Source organism: Novosphingobium sp. PASSN1 (genome assembly GCF_002278815.1).
This window is the reverse complement of the sequence record NZ_NKIS01000001.1, coordinates 601151-621692: the sequence shown is the minus strand read 5'-3', so window position 1 is coordinate 621692 and position 20542 is coordinate 601151. Positions and strand designations below refer to the sequence as shown.

Sequence of the window (20542 nt, the reverse complement as noted above, 5' to 3'; positions counted from 1 at the left end):
GGCGGATACAAGGCGGGATGGCTAACTCGCGTGATTGGTCGCGAACGGAAGGTCCGCGAGCGTTTGTCCGAGGCGATCGCAGCTGCGCGTGGCGAGGACGACGCGGTCCACGCAGCGAGGGAACAGACAGTAGCTCAACGGAATGCGGAGATCGAGCTGGCAAAGCGCGTCGTGGCACGCGATCCCGATGCACTTTTTTCTGCGCTGGAAGAGCACAGCTCGCTTGGTGATTTGCCCTTCGCCGTCGAAGGCATCGACACCTTATTCATCGACAACAGGATTGTGGCCATCGTGGACGGCTTGGATGTTGAGGACATTCCTGAGGAGAGCGCCAGCTTGCTGAAATCGGGCAAAGCCTCATTCAAAGCGATACCGCTTGGAAAGCGCCATGAGCTCCACCGGGATGCGCTCTGCTCGGCTGCCGTGCGCGTCGCGCTCGAATTCTTGACCGTCCTGCCGCTGGATTTTGTTGAAGTTCTCATGCTCACTGACATTCTTGACCGCGCAACTGGTCACATTAACGCGGCGCCGGTGCTGCATTTGTCCCTCTCCGAGCAAGCTGCCTCGACAATCAATTTCGAAAGGGCAGACGGTTTCGCGCTGGTGGAGCGGCTGGGCGGACACATGGACTGGACCAAGCGAGAAGGGTTCAGGGCCATCAACGCAGCCGCTTTCGGGATCGAACTCTCAAACTAGGTGCAACTAGCCGAAAGGCGGACTTAAGGAGGACAAAAGGGTGATCAGTCGCAGAAATCTGCTAGCGGCCATCGGGGCAGTCGCGCTCGTAGGTCTAAACGGAGAGGCCGAGGCGAAAGGACGGCGACGTCCGCGCCGTCGCAGCGGAAGCAGTGGACTTTCAGGTGGTCGAGGGACAAGCGACGACGGCCAATGCCCATGTAATGGGGGGAAGGTCTGCATTGGACCCCGTGGGGGCCGCTACTGCATAACGCGATCAGGCGGGAAACGTTATGGCGTCTGAGGTTAGAGAATGTCCATCGAAAGAGAAAGGTCTCTTTGGCAGAAAGCTCAGACCTGCGTACCGATAGGGCGACCGATCGGAACTCCCGACATGAGCCGCAAGCGACAGTCCGACAAAATGGGCCGAACATACGAAAGACTACAAGCTTCGACTGTCTCATCTCCAGCTCTTGATGTAGCGGGTGCTTCAGTTTGCTAGAGCAAGGATGCGCTGAGTTAAAAGAGGCAATAAGATGAAAATTCATGGTGGTACGCTGCGCCTGAGCGCCACTGATCTGGTGGGGTATCTGAACTGTCGGCACTTGACGCAATTGGAACATGCGGCGGCACGCGGTGAGCTTTCGCGTCCAAAATTCTTTGATCCCGCTCTTGAGGCACTCTGGGAGCGCGGTAAGCAGCACGAACTGGCCTATGTAGACCATTTGCGCGCACAAGGTCTTTCACTTGCTGTGATTGAAGGCGTGGACATCGGCGATGAGGCCGTTGAGCAAACTATTGCCTCCATGAGGGCGGGCGTTGACGTGATCGTCCAGGCCGCGCTGCGAGGCGGATACTGGGCTGGCCGTGCCGACATTCTGCAGCGCGTCGACACGCCAAGCGACCTAGGGCATTGGTCCTATGAAGCCGCCGACGCCAAGCTCGCCCGAGAAACGAAAGGCGGCACCGTCCTTCAGCTGTGCCTTTACTCTGAACTCGTTGCTGAAGTGCAAGGCACAATGCCAGTCTTTGCCAGCGTCATTCCGCCCTGGACCGACTTTGAGCCGGAGCGATATCGGCTCAGCGATTTCGCCGCCTATCACCGCCAGGTGAAGCAAGGATTGCTCGCAGCAATCAACACTCGGACGGCCGAACAGACATATCCGGAGCCAACATCAAGCTGCGACATCTGCAACTGGAGCGCGCGTTGCAATAAGCAACGCCGGGATGACGATCATCTTTGCCTCGTGGCGGGCATCTCCTCGATGCAGATCACAGAGCTCAAGGATCACGGCGTTATAACAGCAACGGCGCTGGCCGAACTGCCGCTGCCCCTGCAATGGAAGCCGGAGCGTGGCTCGAAGGAATCGCTGACCCGCGTCCGCGAGCAGGCTAGGATTCAGCTCGAAACCAGAGTCAGCGGGGAACTACGCTACGAACTTCTGGCAACAGTGGCAGGTTTCGGTCTCAATTGCCTGCCCGAGCCCTCCGAGGGCGATATCTTTCTCGACTTTGAGGGCGATTCCTTCGTCGGCCAGCATGGTCTGGAATATCTCTTGGGTTTCCACTTTCGCGAGAATGGTGAGCCACAATACCGCGGGCTCTGGGCGCTTGACCGCGCCGGCGAGAAGGCAGCTTTCGAGACATTCATGGATGTTGTGCTCGAGCGAATGAAGGTTTTCCCGCAGCTTCATGTCTACCACTACGGCGGTTACGAGACAGGCGCTCTTAAGCGGCTGATGGGGCGATATGGCACGCGCGAAGACGAACTGGATTCACTGTTGCGTGGCCTCGTGTTCGTCGATTTGCTGAGCGTGGTCCGCCACTCGCTGCGCGCGGGCGTGGAGAGTTATTCCATTAAGAAGCTCGAACCGCTCTTTGGCTATGTTCGTGACGCAAGCCTTCCCGATGCCAACCTGGCGCTAAACCGGCTGCAGGTGAGCCTTGAACTGAACGACGCGGCCGGAATCCTTCCGGAGGATAAGCAGACCGTCGAAACCTACAATCGGGACGACTGTGTCTCGACCGAGGCGCTGCGCGATTGGCTGGAGGCCGAACGCACCAAGCTCATTGCTCGGGGCATCGACATAACGAGGCCGGAGCCAGGTGAGAGCGGGCCCAGCGAGGGCCTTTCCGAATGGCTTGCGCGGATAACGCCGCTGATTGAGCGGCTGACTGCCGACGTCCCTGTCGATCCGGAAAAGCGCACCGCCGAGCAACATGCGCGCTGGCTCCTTGCCAACCTTCTCGAGTGGCATCGCCGGGAGGAGAAGGCGACCTGGTGGGAATACTATCGCCTTAGCGACCTCTCCGCAGACGAGTTTATAGACGAGCGCGCCGGCCTTGCAGGTCTCACCTTCCTGGAAACGGTTGGCGGCACAGCCAAGTGCCCGATCGACCGCTACAGCTTCCCCGTACAGGAAGCCGATATCCGCGCAGGCAAAGGGCTGAGAGCGCAGGGCGGCCAAGCACTTGGCACCGTCGAGGACATGTCGAGGGAACAGCGCACCATCGACATCAAGAAAGCCTCGGCAATGGCGGACGAACATCCTGCTGCCGTCTTCGTGCATGAACATGTGCCATCCAAACCCATGCAGGAATCGCTGGTCAGATTGGCAACCCATGTCTGCGAGCATGGCATGGCCGAGGGAGAAGCCTATCAGGCAGCGCGCGACATGTTGATGCGCGTGGCGCCGCGCATTGCCGACGGCAGCGCTGTTCGTCTCGATGGTGAAAAGCCCCTCGATGCGGGCGTGCGCATAGGCCCGCTCATCGCAGCAGGCGTGTTGCCAATTCAGGGACCTCCTGGCACCGGCAAAACCCACACCGGTGGGCACATGATTTGCGAGCTTGTCCGACAGGGTAAAAAGGTTGGGGTCGTGGCCAATGGTCATGAGGTGATCCGCAACCTCTTGAGCAAGGTCATTGAAGTCGCCGACCAGACCGACACCCCCCTGATCTGCATCCAAAAGCCGAAAGGCGGGTCCAAGGAGGACGCGACCGACCGGCTGCGGTTCGCGAAGAAGAGCAATGCGGAGATCTTCGCCGCGCTCAACGCGGATTGTAGTGTTGCAGGAGGAACCGCCTGGCTGTGGTCGACGGAGGATGCCTTCGAAAGTCTCGACGTACTCTTTGTCGACGAGGCGGCACAGATGTCCCTGGCGAATGTACTCGCCGTTTCGCAGGCGGCAAAAACTTTGGTTCTGCTCGGAGACCCGCAGCAGCTCGACCAACCCATGCAAGGCAGCCATCCGGACGGAACCGGCTGCTCTGCGCTCGACCACCTGCTTTCGGGCAAGCAAACAATCGCATCCGATGAAGGCCTGTTTCTCGACGTCACCTGGCGACTTCATCCGGATATCTGTGCGTTCACATCCGAGCTGTTTTACGAGGGCAAGCTCGGAGCGAAGGCAGAAGCGGCCGGCCAGCGGGTCAACGCGAAGGGGATCGCCAATGGCACGGGTCTGAGGTTCCTGCCCGTCGAGCATTCCGGAAACCAGAATTGCTCACCCGAAGAGGCAGACGTAGTTGTTGAACTCGTCGCCGATCTTTTGGGTCAGGGCTCGACCTGGATCGATCGTGAAGGTAACGAAAAGCCCCTCGGAATCGAAGACATACTGATTATCGCCCCATACAATGCGCAGGTATTCGAGATCCAACGTCGAGTACCCCGGGCGCGGGTCGGAACGGTCGACAAGTTTCAGGGCCAAGAGGCGCCGATCTCGATTTATTCGCTCGCCAGCTCTTCGCATGCCGATGCGCCGCGCGGTATGGAGTTTTTGTATAGCCTGAACCGACTGAACGTCGCGACCTCACGTGCAAAATGCGTCACGATCCTTGTCGGGTCTACGCAGGTTTTCGAGGCCGAATGCCGCACGCCTCGTCAGATGCAACTCGCGAACGCATTTTGTCGATATCTTGAGCTCAGTTCAGTGTAACGCCGTCTCAGTTGCGGCTGTTCCGCGCACATAGGTGGCACACCAAACAATGCCGTTTGTTCAGCACATCTCCATGTCCGCAAAAAGGGCCGTGTGCCGACCGGCAGCTTCCTACCCAGATCCGGGTCAATCACACCAGAACCGCTTAGGCGTCCGGTCCCGCTGGAAGCGGCCATCCTCGGGGACACGGGCACCCTGAGTCAGTTGAGGGCTTAGTTTTCGAATGCCTGAATAGGCGGTCGGCGAATTTGGGGCGCCCAAATCCTCGAAGTTACCGAGACTCTGGGAGATCGGATGGCTGACTCAACAATCTCAAGCAAGAAACAGCATGGCTAGCAAGCGCTTGGAGCGGCTTGCCGCCGGGAGAGGATATTCGTCGTCTCGTCAGATGCCAGCTTGGGTTAGGGCGCAGTGCCTTTCAAGATCATCTGTTACTGATAGGAGGGCGGATAATCGTCTCGATTCTATGGTGACTTACACCGGAATAGCTTCCAAAACGGAGATATGGGCCGTACTGATCACTTCACATTGGACACCCAATTGCACAGGGTTCGAAGGCTTCCGCAACTTAGCCGTCTCTTCCCTCACGTTCCGCTCGTTATCTGCCTAACGATGCTGCTTGTGAGCTGCGGAGGGGAAGGGGACGTTCAGAACGTCTCAGCGGCATGCGGCGGATTTCCCGGCATCACGGGGCGAGCCTCCAAGATTTCCGATGGGGACACTTTCCGCCTGTCGCAGTCGAACGGCAGATTCGTTACCGTGCGCCTAGATCAGATTGACGCTCCGGAAAAGACTCAGCCCTGGGCCAAGAAGTCACGGCAGAAGCTCGCCGAATTGCTGGGCACGGGTGAAGTCTGCGTCGTTGGCGGAAAGCACGACAAGTATGGTCGGCTGGTAGGCGAGGTTCGTGCGAATGGAGTTCAGGTGAACCGCGAAATGGTGCAATCCGGTTCGGCTTGGGCTTACCGGCAGTATCTCCGAGATCCGTCGCTTGTGCAACTTGAGGCGCAGGCCCGCTCTGAAAAGCGGGGGCTTTGGTCAATGCCGCCAGCGCAAAACATACCGCCGTGGGAGTTCCGGCACCCGGAACTAGCTTCCAAGGCCGAAACCGCGCAACACCATGGTCTACTGGGATTGCCTGTACATGGGCATTTGGCGCCAGAATGCTCTGCAAAGCCGTCGTGTCGGCAGATGAACAGCTGCGACGAAGCCAAAGGCTGGCTAGCAAAGTGCGGCGGTCAGGGGATCGATGGGGATGGCGACGGCAAGCCCTGCGAGAAGCTGTGCTCTCCCGCCAGTTGATCTCCCGCGGACGGGCTATCGCCTCAACTTGGTGTAGAAAATCTGCTGAACTGCATCCCTTGCGAACACGAGGCCTGTCGTTTCACGCAATTGAACTGTGTAGCGGCAGTTAGGGAACTTTTCTACAACTCGGTTGAAGACGTTGCGGAACCGCGCCAGCGGAAGGCTCCGAACATCGGAGTATTGAAGACCCACGTCGGTCAACACCTTGCGAAGCTCAGGTGTTTCGGCCTCAAAGGTGATCGTCGTAGCGCTTCCTATCAAGGAGGCGAGCACGGTAACCTGACGTTTTCCGGCGACCTCGCTTACTAGGCAAGGCGGGCGCCCGAGACCTTGTTCGAGCTTCTTGGCCGCTGCTCCGGCTCCTCCGGCCTGATCGACCAACTCGACAAGTTTGGCGATGTCCGCGTCTTTGCTACCAGCATGAAGCTTCCCGTTCAGTTCCTTGAGCTGCATTGGCGCAAGCTTAGTCAGCTCGTCGGTGAGTTCCACAATGTTGGAAACTCCTGCTGCATCAATGGCTTTGCCAACCTGCTCAGGGGTGTAATTGCGTGCGCTACGCCCTTCCGCTGCCTTATAAAACACGAAGACGAGCAGCCCAAAAAATATGATCTGAATGAGGAAGTCGACCAGAGTCAGCAGCACGACGCTTTCTGACCGTTGCGCCGCCATGATCAGGAGTTCGTTTCAGGATTGACGAGCAGGAGCTCTTCCACCTGACTGGTTTTTTGCTCGATCGACGCCAAATTGCGGGTGAGACGGCCTTCGATCTCCTCCGAAAGTGCGAGCATTGAGTCCTTGAAGCCTCCGGTTGAATCGATAAGCGCCTGGTTCAGGTTGATCAAAACTGTGCGAAGCTCGTCGGCCTGCGCGCCCATGGACTGCACTGCTCTACCACCGGTATTGGCCGAATTCGCCATAGACGACAGGTGCTGATCCAGTGCTCCCATCTGCTCGACCAAAGCTCCGAACTTTGGCGCCAGTTCTGCCATCGTCGTCATCGCCCGTGCAGCAGCAGCAGCTTGCACCTTGATGTCCTTTAAAGGTTGAGAAACCGCGCTCGCTTGGTCCGAAACTGAAGTGAAGGAAGCCGCCGAAACACTCGCAGAGAGGTTGAAATCCGCTAGGGCTGAACGACTTTCCTCCATTGCAGTCGCAAGCTTCGGGACAGAGCCTTCCTTGCCACCAAGTTCCGATAGCGCTTCGTGGGCACTCATAGCGGAATCGCTCACTTTCCCGAGGCCGCTCGCGAAGGCACCGACGCTATCAGATCCCGCCGAGGCCGAAGTTTTGAGCTCCTGCAGAGTGATGTTGAGCGCCGTCACAGTATCGGTCATCCCCAGAACGCTGTTGCGCAGCGCCTCGCGCTCGGAGCCAAAAGTCACGTCATTCACGGCGGTTCTAAGGTCTTTGAGCGCTGCTTGGCCCTCAGCGGCAATGCCTTTCATTGCCTCACGAAAATCGCTAACGCTAGCCTCAATGTTCTTCTGGACGCTACCCTGGATTCGGCTCGCAAACTCTTCCTGTTGCTGAACAACACTGTTGGCAAAGGCTGAAAAGCGATCAGAGCCCAACTGGACATTGTCGGAGAGGTCCCGGGTATCTTGGACAACTCGCTTCATCAGATCGACGATCTCGGCGTCGGAAAGGGTCTTCGAGGCGGCAGTTAACTGCACCCTTGCCCACACCGCATACCCTGTTGCGAGCAGCCCCAGTCCGAACTGAAACGCTACTTCCGTGAAGTTGTCGTTGATGCCTCGCGTTGCCAGCCGCAATGCCGTGCAGCCGAGGGCACCAACCGTGACGAGAAAGCCAAAATAGTAGACGCTGTCGATTTCAGCTGGACCCAGCGTTCCTTCCACAGCCCTTGGCCGGAGATAGCCAAGATGGTACCAAATGAGCGGCGCCAAGCCCGCTAGGAACGGCAATATTAAGGGTACGAGCGGGTAAGTGGTGGAGGGTGGGATCCACACGCCGACCAGCATGCAGATGGCGGAAATAAGCATGCATCGGGTCAGAACATTCGAGTAAGTGATCACGAGACTTTAGCTCCGCCCGGCAGGTAGTCAGTGGTTAGTGCCGCGTTCGCGCCGTCGTTGTCGCCGAAGAACCAAGCCCAGAACCTGGTTCTGCAGGCAGCGACAGCCTCGCCCACCCCTTCTCGCGGGATGAAGTTCAATTGCACATCGGTGTTTTTGAACGTGGGGCGTTCAACCGCTCCCGCTCGGTGCAGACGGAAGCTCTGGATGGCCGCGTTGCCATCACTGCATCCATACAGGCTGGAGTTCTCGCTGTGCTGCATCATGTCGGAGTAGAGGACGAGCCGGCTCTTCCCGGCGCGCAGACTGTCACTCAGACTCAAATCTATGATGGCTTCGCCCAGCGGCGAGGCTTCCGACTTCTTGGCTGCAACGGCCAAAGCCGCTTCGAACGGCTTCTGGAAGTTCTCTGTGAAGCGCCGTTGAATCGCTTTTACGTTCTCAGTTAGTTCGCTCCCGTCCTGCTGCGGCTTGCAAGCGCTGAATACTGGCAGGAGCTTGGTCCGTGATTGCTCCGTGATTACAAAGACAGACACAAGTTCATTCGCCTGGACGACCTCGGCCACTGTCTTCATGGCCCGGCTGCGCATTTCCGAAGCTGTTTGCTCAGGAATGGCATCGCTTTGGTCGATGACGAAGACGGTTTTGGCGGTCACAGGGGCTACACAGTTTCGTTCGTCCGGTCTCGGGCGGCCTGACAGGTAGGCATTAAAGGCCACCATGCCCAGTGCCACCAAGATGACCCCGGCTATAAGTATGATGCCCTGCCGATCTTTTTTGCTGAGCCTGCTCACAGCGCCTGATCCGGCATGACCTTGAGCTTCTGGGTGATGAGATCCTTAGCGTCGGCCTCCACGCCGGCGATGAACTTGTCGAACATGCTTCCCATGATCTCGGAGGAATGTGACTGGAGTTCGTGGATCTTGCTTCCAAGATCTTCCCGGTAGCGGGCTTGCAAAGCTTCCACGTTAGCCATTACCGCCTTCAGATGTTCAGTTCGCTCCTGCTCGCCGTCTGCGTTCACGGTATCGGTCACCGTGGGCTGCGTCGAAAAATAGTCTGGCGGGTTGGTGCCGCGAATGGCGAGATTGGCTTGCCGATAGCCATCGAGGACCAATTGATAGTCCAGCTGAATGGCTTGCGTGTTCGAAAGTAGGGTTCGCTTGGCCATCGCCGTTTCCGAGATACGGCGGCTGATGGTGGCGATGATGGTGGCTGCCTCACTGGACAGTCGCTGCACGTTCACCAAGTGGGCGTGCATCAAATCCTTGATCTTCTGCTTGAGCAGCGCGCGGGCACCGTCATCGACCTGCTTCGCGGCCTTGAGGGCTCGATCGCGCTTGCTGTAGCCCGGAAATGGATCGTCAGAGGTATAGCCCTTCCAAAACGCCAAAATACTTAGGCAAATCCCCGTCATGAACAGCAGGAAGCTTGAGAGATCCTTCAAGCTGAAGTCCAAAACGAAGATGCGAGCGGCTTCAGATTGAGCCACTGCGAACCCGTCTCGAAGCTGTGAGAGGTCCTGCGGATCATTGAGCATCTGATATGCAGAGCGGAACGCTGCAAAAAGTGCGTTACAGAACAGGGTGAGGGGTATGAACAGTGCCAGTGATGCCCATCCCAGAACCTTTAGGCTGGTGGCGCTGCGGTTCTTATAGCGGAAGAGATTCCCGAGGCCTGTGGCAGTGCCCATGTTGACCGCCGCAACAAACAACGCGACCATCAGCCCGCCAACCAAGCCGTTGTCGTTTTGGTAAAAAAACGCGTTCGCTATCGTCTCGGCAAGTGCCAGTGCAAGAATGATTGCCCAGTGCCAGATTAAGCTCTCCGGGTAGTGAGCCGGATCCCTGATGCCGTTTTCCGCCTGAAACGCTCGCAAGGCAACCTCGTGCTGAATCCGCTCGGCGGCACTATCAATGAGCGCACTGCGGTCGCCGGCCAGAGCAGCATCAACACTGCCGGCTAACGTCTTGTCCGCCAGCGCCTGCTGAATATCGCCATCAAGGACGGTAAGCTTTGATTGCACGTCGACGATAGCCTTGTCGGCCTCGGACATGATCGCATTGAAAATCCGCTGCTCGTCCGCGACGAGCTTATCTGCCTCTGCCTTGAGGGTCACTTCGTGTGTATCGGGATACGTGGATTGTGTTGGGGGCCGGTTCTTCGCTGCCTCTTGCTGTCCGTACTTTCGGTAAGCATCGACCTTCCCGGCCAGGCTACCAGCGTAACTCGAAATCTGCACTCTTGGAGCCCCCCTGAAGCGCGTACGCTAACGTTCGAGAAGTATGGCTAAGTTCTCGCGTTCGCAATGACGTTCAAAGCAAAATCGAGCCGAAATGACGTGCAGATGGCGAGGTATTCGTTAAATCATTGGAAATATTGAAAAATATGCCTACATCACCTTGTGCATTCCTTTGCGCTGTCGATGACCATCATTGCTCTCGAAGGCGCCCGACGTGGCTATCCTTGCAGTCCAAATTACAACCCATTTCGTTTGTCTCACACTCCAGTGGAGGAATAATCATACAAGTTAGCGGGGGAAAGTCTCCACATCGATGAGGAGCGCGCTCCTAGTCGGCGGGGCGGAGGGCGGCGTGACCTTAAAGCGCGGCAGAAGGCGTCGCTGCACGCGATAGTCGTCACTCGCGCTAAGAAGGTCGGCCAAATCTGCCAGATTGGGTGCGGAATTACCCATCATGTCTGCCTCGACCGGGGCTAACACCCATCACCTCGCCGACGCGCCATGCCAATGTCGGCGAGGGAGTCGAGGACCGGGCGCACAGTAGCGGCGCGTTTGCTCTTGAAGGCGCGGGCGATGTCTTGCGGGCCGACGATGGAGAGGATGGACTGCTCGGCGCAACTCGTAGCGCTGATGCTTGTCGTCTGTGCGGCCCTCAGCGGGCGCATCGACGCCTAGCAGGTTGCACAGCTCGTTCATGAAGCTCGGGGTCTTGGCGAGTTTGATGCCGACAGTGCCACGCAATTACGCAATGAACTTTTCGATATCGGAGGGGCCATCAATTAGACGATGATAAAGCACATGGATGGTTGATAGGCAACAACGCGAGCGGCCGCATAACAAAACCTGAATAGAATCAGAGCTGAGAAAATGTGTGTGATGTTAGCAAGGTAAGAAGCCGTTTCGGACATTGTGTAAGGTTATAAGGATCAGGTTTATCGCTGGAGACCGGGCGTTCGGGGGCTATTGGCAGGCAGTTTTGTTTCTGATATGTTCCAAGCGCAAGCCAAGGAGTTCACATGACCGACAGGAACGATCAGCCAACCGAATTTGTTGCCCCCCGGAACTGGGAAGGGCTGGCCGAGTTCGATCGTGCGCTGGCCGACAACCGATTGACCGAATATCGGATCAAGAAGGCGTGGGCGGATCCGATTAATCGTGCGGTGACCATTTTGGTCTGCCTGATCCTCGCAGCTTATGTCGGCTACGTTGTGATCAACGATTTCATTCTCTGAGACCGTCATTCCGGCCATTTTTTGATGCGGTCCGCCGTTTCGGGATTCGCACCCTTCGCATCTGAAGTAAGCCCGTCGAGCAAAGCGCGCTGCGAAGCGATCGATCGTTGCCCCTGAGCCTGAGCAGCTTCCACAATCGCATGCAAGCCTTCCGCCTGCCGCGTATTGCGCTGACCGCTGCTTACAGGTGCGGCGACGATGGATTGTGACATTTGAGTCTGTGGGCGTGCAATGGGCAGCGCCGGAGGCAGGGTGAGCTTTTCTGAGACACCGGCCCGAACCTGACCCGCATAGCTTTCAATGAACTTGCTTTGGAGAGCCTGGCCCGCAGGGCTCAGCTGGAAAGCAGTATCATCGAAGCGGGCACTTCCATAGAAATCGCGGTTCTGGTCCATTTCGGCCAAGCCCCACTCGCGATAGGCCTGACTAAGGTTGAGATTGCCGGACGTGTTGTGGCTGGCGAAGTAGGATGCCTGACCTTCGAGGCGATGTGCAGTTTCCTCAGCGCGGCGAGCTTCGCGGGAGTTCGATTGGGCCTCGGTCACGCTCGAGTTCAGACCGCTGGCTTTGGACGAAATCGAGGTATTGCTTGTTGTGCTGATGGTCCGGAGAAAGCCGTCGCGCGCGCTTGACCAATTCCGGCTGTCCGACATCTGTTGCAGGCTGCCTAGGATGCGGGAACGATCTTCGGAGGCGATCCCGACGTCGCTGTCGGTCCAGGATTGGTTGCGCCCGCCCTTTGCGCCTGCGCCAACATTGCCGGGCCCAAACTTGCCGCCAAGACCGGCTGACGCCTCGCCGTTCAGGAACCACGAGATCGACATGTCGTCCGCTGCCCGCCGCGACAGCCCGAACTGGCGCTGGAGGCTGGACGAAGCCTGATCCACCTCGCTGTAGGCAGTCTGGATGCTGTCCGAATTCGAACTGCCCTGCGCAGTCTCATTGCCGTGGGCATTGCTGAGCTGGTTGCGGAGCTCCTGGAACCTGGCGATGGCCTGGCTGGTCGATTGGGTCGCAACGTTTGCCAAAGTTTCGCTCTGGCTGCGCGCTTCAGATGCCATCGTGGCCAGACGCGAGGAGAACTCAGCTCCAAGCGTCGGCGTGAAGGGGTAGCTCGAATTGGGCACCTGATCGTAGGCCGCGCCCGGAAACGATGTGGTGGTCGCGCCGCTTCCGCTGATCGTGCGGGTCTGGGCGGCGCCATAGGCAAAACTCGGCGCGATGGTCCCTTGGGCGAATTGGCGGGTGAGCACGTTCGAATTGTCGATGCTGGAATTGCCGAGCGAGACATTGCCTGTGCTCGCTTCGCGCGCCGCTTCCTCCGCGGCATTCTGGCTGGGATTGAGGTAGGATGTCGCCTGTGACGAAATCGCCATCGCGCCTTTGGCGACGCCGCCCGCGAGAAACGGCACCGATGCGATCAAATAGCCCGCCAACACGCCGATGTCGGCGTTGACGTCGGCCATACCGGTGAAAGTGGCAAGGCTGAGCCCCGATCCGTTCGCGACAGCGCCCATATCGGCCGCGCCTTTGACCATGAGGATCATGTGAAGGATCACGAACAGCGGTCCCCAGGCGGCGAGGTAAAAGAAGCCGGTCAGATACCCCTTGAGCGCGGTCGGTCCGGTGCGGGGCAGCAGGAACAGCGGAAACAGCACCGGAAACAGTGCATAGAACAGCACGGTCAGGACGATGTTGAGGAGCGGCACCCACTTCATGGCGTTGCTGGCGATCGAGCCGTAGGTGCGCTCGGTCTGGATATCGGCGCGCGTCTGGGCATAGACATCAATGCTCGAAGCCCCGTTGTTCCCCGCAAAGCCGTGCATGGCCTGCGCCATCGCGTTGATCGTCAGCGTCTGCTTGAAGATCTGCGAGGCATTGGCCGAGACGCCGGACAAGTACTGGAAGGCGACCGGTAGATCAGCCAGCAGCTTGGCCTTGGCGAGCGCTGTGGTCTGGTTCGGATAGAGCTGCCGCCCAAACGCCGTGGTCATGGCCGTGACGATGCCGGCCCATTGGCCATTCAGCGCCGTGTAGGCCTCGCGGCAGGTCAGGATGGTCGCGGTGACTTTTCCGCTGGCTGCGTCGCGGGTGAGGAACCGCTGCGCGCGCGCCTGGCTGCCGGGGCCGATCGTCGCCCAGATGTCGGTGCTGTTCGCCAGTGTCTGCATCGATACCCGGCCAAGCAGCACATCGTAGAACACGCATTGCCGGAAATGCTCATCCAGATTGGCAGCGAACTCAGGGTCTGAGATTCTGAGGCCCCGCGTTGCCTCGAACAGGCGCACACCATAGACCATCCCGTTTTTGGAGTAATTGAGCTGGGGCGGCAGCGCGAAAACAACTTCGGCTGAGCCAGTGAGGTAGTCGCCAACCTGGCTGGTGAAACTCGCCATAAGCGCAAGGCCCAGAGGAACGCTGCTTACGTTGGCGGGCGCGAGACCCGGGTTGATGCGGTCGGTGACGTGGACGTCGAGCCGCGGCACCATCAAGCAGGTGTACATGAGCGTCGCGCCAAGGAACCAGTTGATCCACGCGCGCCAATCCTGCCCGAAAGCCAGCGTCAGGGCCGACAGTCCGAGACCCATGACCATCACGACCTGCAGCAGGCCCTTATAGCCGCCGTTGCCGGTCCAAGCGGCGACCGCCCGGAACACCGCGACGAGATAGTCGCCGCCGCCGACCGTGAAGACTTCGACCATTGGATTGGTCCCTCAAGTTTTGCCGGCTGCCGATCGCGGCACCGGCGGGAAGAACGTCAGTGGGTGAGTGCGCGGGTTTCGACAGCACGCGACCAGTCGAGCGCGGCGGCCATGCCGGGCGACATCTGGCTGGCGAGCAGGTTCTCAATGAAGGCGGTCTTCTCGATGATCTGCATGATCGCCCCGACTTTGGCCTGGGTATTGGCCTGCCGGTCGGCGAGTGCCTGGCGGACCACGTTCACCTGACCTTGCCAAAGCGTGATCTTGGCCTCGTCGGCACCGATGAAGCTCGCCATCGAACGAGTTGATTCGCTGACTATGCGGTCGAGAACGGCAAAGAGCAGATCGACGCTGGCGATCTCGGCCAAGGTCTGGCGGTCATCGGTCGGCATGCCGCGCCCGTAGGCGGCCTGCACGGTGAGGATCTTGTAGAGCGGGACCGAGGAGACCTGGAGCAGCTCTTTTTGAGCCGCAGTGATCGGCGTGTCGTCGCGGATCGCTTGGACCATGCCATCGATCAGCGCGGCGATGCGGGGGCGCAGGGCCTTCGATACAGGGACCGACAGCGACGCGAGGCCAGGGTTCAGGCACTGGTCGGGCTCGTCGCAGTGGAAGATCTTGACCGCGCCGCCCGAGCTGCCGTCGAGCAGTGCCGAGACCAGGGTCGAAGAGGCATCGCCCGCGACTGGCACAAACTTGCCCGGCGTATCGTCCTTGGGCGGCTGGTAGATCACCGTACCAACCAAAGTCATCGCGTATTCAGCGAGTTCCTGGTCGAACTTGCCGCTAGGCGAGAAGAATGCGGACTTCTTGAGCACGGTCCAGGTGTAGTTGCGCGCCACGCCCGGATTGACGTCGGCAAAGCTGGCGTCGGCTTTGCCGGTCGTGCTGGCGCGCTCGCCGCGCGTGCCGCAGCCATGCTTGGCGGCGGCGTAGTCGGTGAAGATTCCCTGGCTGTTGCCGATCGCCTCGCAGACCGCCTTGTCGGCTAGGTCGCCCTTGGGCCAGACGCCGCCGACGAGGCCTTGCGCCATCTCGCAGGAGTTGATGCTGAGATTGTTCATGAGCTGCGCCTTCTGCGCAAACTCCTGCATGATCTTCGAGCATTCCGGGCAGACGGTGTCGATGGCGAGACTGAAGGCAAAGCCGACCGCATTGTTGGCGACGGCTTTGAGCATTGCAACGATCTCGCTGGCATTGATGAAACTGAACGAGCCCGCGAACAGGTCGATCCCGCCGCAGCCGGCGCGGGCCTTGGGCAATTGCAGGTTGGCGATCGAGGTCGTTTTCTGCGGAAAGCGCATCCAGACATTGCCGAGGCTGTAGTAGCCCGCCGACTGGCCCTGAAAAGCGGTTGGGCCGTTCACGTTGGCAGCGCCGCCCACATCGTTCAGGAACGAGTCCATCGAGCTGCCGACGTTAGCGCTGGTCGGTGCCGGGGTTGAGGCGAGGGGCAGGGCGAGCGCCATGATCGCGGCGATCAGGCGCTTGGATCTAGTAGTCATGGCCGGCTTCCTTGGAAGTGAGGAGGTAGATGCGGTCCTGGAGCTCGTCGGCGGACATCACGCCGTAGCCGATCGGGATCGCGCGGTGCGCGGCGGCGTCCCACAGGACCACGGCGGGCGTGATCCCGGGCTCAAGACCCATGCGCGCACGCTGGTTTGTCTCTGCGGTGTACCGGGGAAAATCGGGTGAGGGGCCGCCGTCGGTCGAGATCGCGCGGACGGTAATGGCCCACGTCGATGCCACCGAGCGCACGATCGGCGACATCACGCTGCAGGCACCGCAGCTTTGCGCGAAGAAGTAAAACAAGCCGTAGCGTTCGGCCAAGTGCGCCATGACGCTATCGCGCTCGGCCTTGCGCGCGTCCTGCCACTGCCGCTTGCCGAGCGTCGAGACCGGCCGCTGCAGCGTGTAGTCGAGGTCCGGATCCTGCCAGATCGAGCGCTGCCAGACGTCGCTAAAGAGGGAAGCCCGGTCGAGCTGCGCGCGCTGGAAGCGGATATAGGCGGTGACGTTCGCAGGGGTGGGGTCAAGAATGGCGCGCGCTTTGAGTTCGCGCAGCTCTGCCGTGATCGTATCGAGCCGCTGCGTTGCGGGGGCCGTGGGCGCCGAAACGGAAGGGGCAGGTTCTGCGGGTTTGGGCTTGGTGCAGTAGAACCAGTACCCGAGGCGGCGCTCGGCGCAGTAGAACGGATCGCCGCCTGAACTTACGGCAGCTTCTGAAGATTCTGACGCATGTGCTGGAATAGTCGGGCTCAGAAGCAAGCCGATGGCGAGCGCGCCGGCACGCGCGGCGCGATCAATGCGATGCATTGGCATAGTAGGCCTCGATTTTTTGCTGAAGGTCGCCGGCGGCCTGGAGCTCGTCAGGCAGGCGCGCGGCATCGGTGAACTCGGCATAGACTTCGCTGAAGTCCATTTTGGATAGATCGAGCTTCGCGAATTCCTGGACGGTGAACCCGGCGCAGGTTTCCTGCTTGGGCGGGGCCCAGGGCTTGTTCAGTTGGACGCGGCCCTGTTCCTGCAGCACCCGCGAGAGCTTCGATTCAAAGCAGCAGTAGACTTTGCGCTTGGTGAAGCAGACGCCGAGGAAACTTGAGGCACAGTATGTTCCAACGTAGCTGCAAAGACCCTGCGCATCGCGCTGATGGAGCAGCATTTCTTCGCGGCCACAGCCGAGCGCCACGAGCAGCTGGATCCCCGGAATCAGCGGAAAGCCCTTGCCCTTGCAGCAGTTCAAAATGCCGAAAACCTTGGAGGCGCAGCTCGCGCGCTCGCCCTTGAACAGCGAGAGGTTTGCCGGATCGAACTCGCGGCGGGCTTGGGCCAGCGCGTTCAGCGCGACAGCCGCATCCTTGAACTCAGTGTTGGGCTGGCGGTCGATGGTCTCGCAGGACCCGTCGATACAGTAGACATCGCCGTCGCAGATGAATTGGTCCGCGTCAGGTGTCTGGTCAGGGACAGGGCAATCGTAGACCCGCTCCCAAGTCCGGCAGGGCTCATCGGTCAGGCAATCGGAGCGAACGAAGCGGCAGCCCGGATTGGCTTCGAGCGCCGAGCAGTCCTGCTTCGCTTCGTAGGCGGCGCAAGTGTAAGTCCGCTCCCAGGCCCAGCATGGCTGCGTGACCGCGACGCCGCCGATGATGCGGGTGACGGGATCACTGTCGGTGCAGGTTTCTGAGCCAGCGGTGCAATCCGCTTCTGCAGCAAGCAAATTGCAGGCGCCTTCATCGCGGACGGTATCGACCGTTTGGCTCTGCATGACGGAGACCGGCGTATACCCGGCGATCGGCGCAGTGCAGGTGAACTCATCGACGGGATCACCGGGTTCGGTGCAGCCGCCGCCGGCGAATGTCTTGTCCCGTTGCAGACAAAGGCCGGGGTGCGTGCCGGTCTTGCGGCACTCAGACCCTATGAACGCCGAGCAGTCGCCGCCGGTCGAGCAGAAGTAGAGGTATGTGGACTTATCGCGCAGCGCGGTCGTCAATCTCACAGTACAGCTGCGGTTCTCCTGGCTCGCAGTGTAGCCTGTGTTGCAGGTCGCGAAGTAGCGCGCGGCCGTGCCGGTCGAAGGCGGCAGCGGCACGCAGCTGCCTGCGCTACCCTTGCCACCCATGCCGCTGGCATAGGTCATGGGATCAGCGCTGATCGTGCGGCTGCGGGCAATGGCCGCATCGAGATCGACGGCATTGAACTTCGCGCGGCGCTGCATGGAATCGCGCATGGTGCGATAGCCGCTGTTGGTACTGGTCTGGCTGGCGGCTTCGCGCACCATTCGATCTGGATCGGCAAAGTAGCCCGACTGCGCCGGCGTGCCGCCGTAACCGGGCACGCGGGTTGCATTCGGCTTGGTGGTCGCGGCGGCCTGCGCATTGGCTGCCTTGGCAACGCCGAAGGCCTTGCCGTCGGCGCGGGCAGCTTCGGGCGTGCTTTGGGCCAGTGCCGGTGCGGCGAGCATGAGTAGAGCAAGAGCGGGGACGCTGCGGATCATGGTGCATGCTCCTCGAGGCGGGCGCGGTACTGGGCCGCGAGCTTCGCGCCAGGACCGCCACCACCGGCGATGGTGTCCAGCGCATAGGCAGCCGTTACGTTGCCACTGATGCGGTCGAAGGTCGGGACGCTGGTGGTGCAATCGAACCCGTCGCAAAGGTCAAAATCACTGCTTGCGACCACGTAGGCCGGGACCGCCTCGATCCCGAACGCGCGGAACAGGCGCGGATCGATCCCGACGCCGTCGCGGCGCTCGCCCGGTGCGAGGACGCGCGACAGCGCGGCAGTCATGGCCTGCGCGCTGCCGCGGGTCAGCCCGCGAAACACCACCACGCCGCCTGCGCGCGGCACGTCGTCCAACATGGCCTTGAGCGCTGCGGGCGGCATCGAAGTGCTGGCAAAGGCTATGAATCGCGGTGCTTCGCTAAGGTCTGCCTTGGCCATAGTTCCGGCGTCGGCCACCATGCCGTCAAAATCGAATGCATCGCCTGTCCTGCCGGCATGCGTGCGCGCAGCGGCAGAAAGTCGTGCGCCGTTGGCATGGCCATCTTGGGCTGTCTTTGCCGCAGAAGTAGCAAGAGCCTGAGCGCGAGCCCGCGCAGTGGCAGCCAGAGCCTCAGCGTCGCCCGCCTGCTGGGCAGTGCGCGCGCGTATAGCCTCGACATCGATATCTGCCGGAACGCTCTGGGCAAGCGCGCCGCCCAGCGCGGAGGTGAGGGCGAGGCCTGCCAGAAGCCAGGCGCGCAGGGGGAGGGAGGGCCGCCTGCTCATAAAGCGCAGCAATTGCGTTTGCGCCAGACAAGGTAGCCCATGTCCTCGCCAATTGCCGGATAGACTTGTCCCGCCGACATGAAGGTGGTCGAGGCGCCGATCGGTGCGCAGGCGTAGCGGCCGCTGGTCTGGGGATTGGGGTTGGTCGCCTGAAAGCGGTACTGCTGCTTGCGCATGACCGGCATGAGGTATTTGCCGCAGAGTCCCTTGCCGCCCATCGTGCCCCAGGCGACGAGCTCGCGGTGGAGCTTGAAGGCAAATCGCGCGAGCGCGAGGCGCGAGGCCTGAACGTGGCCGATGGTCGCGGCGACATTGCCGTTCATGGGATACATAGTGCCCTGGCAGCCCGCGCACCAGAACAGGTCGTCGCTGGGCAGACGCGTGGTCGCCGCGACGCAGTCGGCAGCGCAGGCGGCGAGTGCCAGCGGATGATCGAAGTGAGCTCGCTGTCCTGCCAGAGCGGATCGAGCTCAGTGATATAGAGGATGTCGACCGAGCCCTGCTCAAGGCAAAGAAAGTCGGCCACCAGTTCCATCCAGTAGATCAACGGATAAGCGTACCAGTGGATGTGCCACTGCGAAGCGTACTGGGTCGCGCCGCCCACCGCGGAGGGTCCTGCCATGGTCTTGAAGCCGATATCGAAGCCCGGATCGAGTTTAAGCCCGCCCAGATTGACGAAGCACCAGGGCTTCATGCTGACATCGGCGAGCCGCACCGGCTCCCAGAACCCCATGGCAATCCCGGGACGCAGACCGCACAGGCAGACCGGGAGCGCAGGATTGCTGGTGTCGGGCCGGCCCGAGGGCCAGATCTTGAGCCCGCCGATCGAGATCGGGAACAGGCACGACCAGCAGATATCGGTGATCGGGTTCACGAAATGCCCCGTGCAGCGGCCCGGGCCGGACGCGGCTGCTGCAGGCGACGGCGTGACGGTCGTGGCGAGCGCCAGCCCGGCAAAAGCCGCGAGCGCGTGGCGGGCAAGCGCGCGAAGCCGCGTCATGACGCCCTCGCCGGTGCTGGCTTCAGCGCCTGTTCGGTGATCTGAAGTACGCGGCCCTTCTGCTCGACCACAGCGGGAACCGCGCGGATGCCGAAATGCCGGACCAGCGTGCCGCCCTGGTCGAAGAACACACGCATCTGGCGCGCTTTCATCAGCGCGAGGGGCGCGCCCGACACGAGGATCACTTTAGGATGGCGCTTGCCGAATTTGGCAGCAGCCCAGTCGAGTGCGGCGGGATCATCGCCGCCCAGGAACACGAGCGGACTGCGGAGCGGGACGGTGTCGAGCGGATTGACCTTGGTGCCTCGCGCAATGATGACCACGCCGCGCGCATCGCGAATATCGGCGCTTACGGTGATTGTCGGATCGAAGGTCCAGGTCCGAGTGGTTGTGGCATGTGCGAGGCCCGACACCGGATCGGGGCGCTCGACTTTGGCGACCGTGCGGCGCTGGAGCGCGGCATTGAGTCGTGCTGTCTCCCCGCTCGCTTCCAGATGTGTCAGGCGGGCATGGATCTGTTCGAGCAGATCGGGCTCAGCGATACTCCAGACCGCGCCATGCAGGCCGTAGTCACGGGCAGCGGCTTGGTTGGTGCTCGCGCACAGCGCGAATGCCAGGACCAGGGCGAGTGAGCGGATGGGGCGCTGG

Annotated in this window: 14 protein-coding genes and 1 pseudogene; 4 read left to right on the top strand and 11 right to left on the bottom strand. The window is 60.5% G+C overall.

The features are described from left to right. Window positions 1-30 precede the first annotated feature (30 nt). The 3 genes from CFE35_RS02815 (at window position 31) to CFE35_RS02805 (ending at window position 5915) form a co-directional block, all read left to right on the top strand. Window positions 31-696, top strand: a complete 666-nt coding sequence (locus tag CFE35_RS02815; RefSeq protein WP_292927703.1) for a hypothetical protein — start codon at window positions 31-33, stop codon at window positions 694-696. A 515-nt stretch (window positions 697-1211) separates the two neighbouring features. After that, window positions 1212-4613: a TM0106 family RecB-like putative nuclease gene (locus CFE35_RS02810; protein ID WP_292927701.1), complete on the top strand. Its 3402-nt coding sequence runs from the start codon at window positions 1212-1214 to the stop codon at window positions 4611-4613. 612 nt (window positions 4614-5225) lie between these two features. Further along, window positions 5226-5915 carry a thermonuclease family protein gene (locus CFE35_RS02805; protein WP_292927699.1) on the top strand — a complete coding sequence of 230 codons (690 nt, stop codon included), beginning with the start codon at window positions 5226-5228 and terminating at the stop codon, window positions 5913-5915. Window positions 5916-5930: 15 nt separating this feature from the next. Here the strand turns inward: CFE35_RS02805 and CFE35_RS02800 are convergent, their stop codons facing one another. The 4 genes from CFE35_RS02800 to CFE35_RS02785 form a co-directional block, all read right to left on the bottom strand. Beyond that, window positions 5931-6587: a hypothetical protein gene (locus CFE35_RS02800; protein WP_292927697.1), complete on the bottom strand. Its 657-nt coding sequence runs from the start codon at window positions 6585-6587 to the stop codon at window positions 5931-5933. A 2-nt stretch (window positions 6588-6589) separates the two neighbouring features. Then, the gene (locus CFE35_RS02795; protein WP_292927695.1) at window positions 6590-7825 is read right to left on the bottom strand and encodes a hypothetical protein; all 1236 of its coding nucleotides are present in this window, start codon (window positions 7823-7825) and stop codon (window positions 6590-6592) included. Window positions 7826-7950: 125 nt separating this feature from the next. Beyond that, window positions 7951-8748, bottom strand: a complete 798-nt coding sequence (locus CFE35_RS02790) for a hypothetical protein (protein ID WP_292927693.1) — start codon at window positions 8746-8748, stop codon at window positions 7951-7953. Further along, the gene (locus CFE35_RS02785) at window positions 8745-10196 is read right to left on the bottom strand and encodes a hypothetical protein (protein WP_292927691.1); all 1452 of its coding nucleotides are present in this window, start codon (window positions 10194-10196) and stop codon (window positions 8745-8747) included. Before CFE35_RS02785 ends, CFE35_RS02790 begins: the two co-directional genes overlap by 4 nt. Before the next feature lie 1016 nt (window positions 10197-11212). Here CFE35_RS02785 and CFE35_RS02780 point away from each other — a divergent pair. Then, window positions 11213-11428 carry a hypothetical protein gene (locus CFE35_RS02780; protein WP_292927689.1) on the top strand — a complete coding sequence of 72 codons (216 nt, stop codon included), beginning with the start codon at window positions 11213-11215 and terminating at the stop codon, window positions 11426-11428. Window positions 11429-11433: 5 nt separating this feature from the next. Here CFE35_RS02780 and CFE35_RS02775 read toward each other — a convergent pair whose 3' ends face one another. The 7 genes and pseudogenes from CFE35_RS02775 to traW form a co-directional block, all read right to left on the bottom strand. Then, window positions 11434-14130, bottom strand: a complete 2697-nt coding sequence (locus tag CFE35_RS02775) for a conjugal transfer protein TraG N-terminal domain-containing protein (protein ID WP_292927687.1) — start codon at window positions 14128-14130, stop codon at window positions 11434-11436. 56 nt (window positions 14131-14186) lie between these two features. After that, a complete protein-coding gene (locus CFE35_RS02770) occupies window positions 14187-15635 on the bottom strand; it encodes a conjugal transfer protein TraH (protein WP_292927685.1) in 1449 nt (482 codons plus the stop codon). Next, entirely contained in the window at window positions 15625-16446 is an 822-nt protein-coding gene (locus CFE35_RS02765; RefSeq protein WP_292927683.1) for a conjugal transfer protein TraF, read from the bottom strand. Before CFE35_RS02765 ends, CFE35_RS02770 begins: the two co-directional genes overlap by 11 nt. Beyond that, window positions 16433-18124, bottom strand: coding sequence for a conjugal transfer protein TraN (locus tag CFE35_RS02760; protein WP_292927681.1), 1692 nt, complete (start codon window positions 18122-18124; stop codon window positions 16433-16435). Before CFE35_RS02760 ends, CFE35_RS02765 begins: the two co-directional genes overlap by 14 nt. After that, on the bottom strand, window positions 18121-18894 hold the full coding sequence (trbC, locus tag CFE35_RS02755) for a type-F conjugative transfer system pilin assembly protein TrbC (RefSeq protein ID WP_292927679.1): 774 nt from the start codon (window positions 18892-18894) through the stop codon (window positions 18121-18123). The genes CFE35_RS02760 and trbC overlap by 4 nt, the downstream gene beginning before the upstream one ends. After that, window positions 18891-19894: pseudogene (gene traU, locus CFE35_RS02750) on the bottom strand (conjugal transfer pilus assembly protein TraU). The gene trbC and the pseudogene traU overlap by 4 nt, the downstream one beginning before the upstream one ends. Continuing rightward, entirely contained in the window at window positions 19891-20532 is a 642-nt protein-coding gene (traW, locus tag CFE35_RS02745) for a type-F conjugative transfer system protein TraW (RefSeq protein WP_292927773.1), read from the bottom strand. Before traW ends, traU begins: the two are co-directional and overlap by 4 nt. Window positions 20533-20542 lie beyond the last annotated feature (10 nt).

What these genes read in the sequence shown, in the direction of transcription:
- trbC (WP_292927679.1), bottom strand. Translation starts at nt 18,894, where the DNA reads ATGAGCAGGCGGCCCTCCCTCCCCCTGCGCGCCTGGCTTCTGGCAGGC.
- CFE35_RS02770 (WP_292927685.1), bottom strand. Translation starts at nt 15,635, where the DNA reads ATGACTACTAGATCCAAGCGCCTGATCGCCGCGATCATGGCGCTCGCC.
- CFE35_RS02780 (WP_292927689.1), top strand. Translation starts at nt 11,213, where the DNA reads ATGACCGACAGGAACGATCAGCCAACCGAATTTGTTGCCCCCCGGAAC.
- CFE35_RS02775 (WP_292927687.1), bottom strand. Translation starts at nt 14,130, where the DNA reads ATGGTCGAAGTCTTCACGGTCGGCGGCGGCGACTATCTCGTCGCGGTG.
- CFE35_RS02810 (WP_292927701.1), top strand. Translation starts at nt 1,212, where the DNA reads ATGAAAATTCATGGTGGTACGCTGCGCCTGAGCGCCACTGATCTGGTG.
- CFE35_RS02800 (WP_292927697.1), bottom strand. Translation starts at nt 6,587, where the DNA reads ATGGCGGCGCAACGGTCAGAAAGCGTCGTGCTGCTGACTCTGGTCGAC.
- CFE35_RS02765 (WP_292927683.1), bottom strand. Translation starts at nt 16,446, where the DNA reads ATGCATCGCATTGATCGCGCCGCGCGTGCCGGCGCGCTCGCCATCGGC.
- CFE35_RS02760 (WP_292927681.1), bottom strand. Translation starts at nt 18,124, where the DNA reads ATGATCCGCAGCGTCCCCGCTCTTGCTCTACTCATGCTCGCCGCACCG.
- CFE35_RS02805 (WP_292927699.1), top strand. Translation starts at nt 5,226, where the DNA reads ATGCTGCTTGTGAGCTGCGGAGGGGAAGGGGACGTTCAGAACGTCTCA.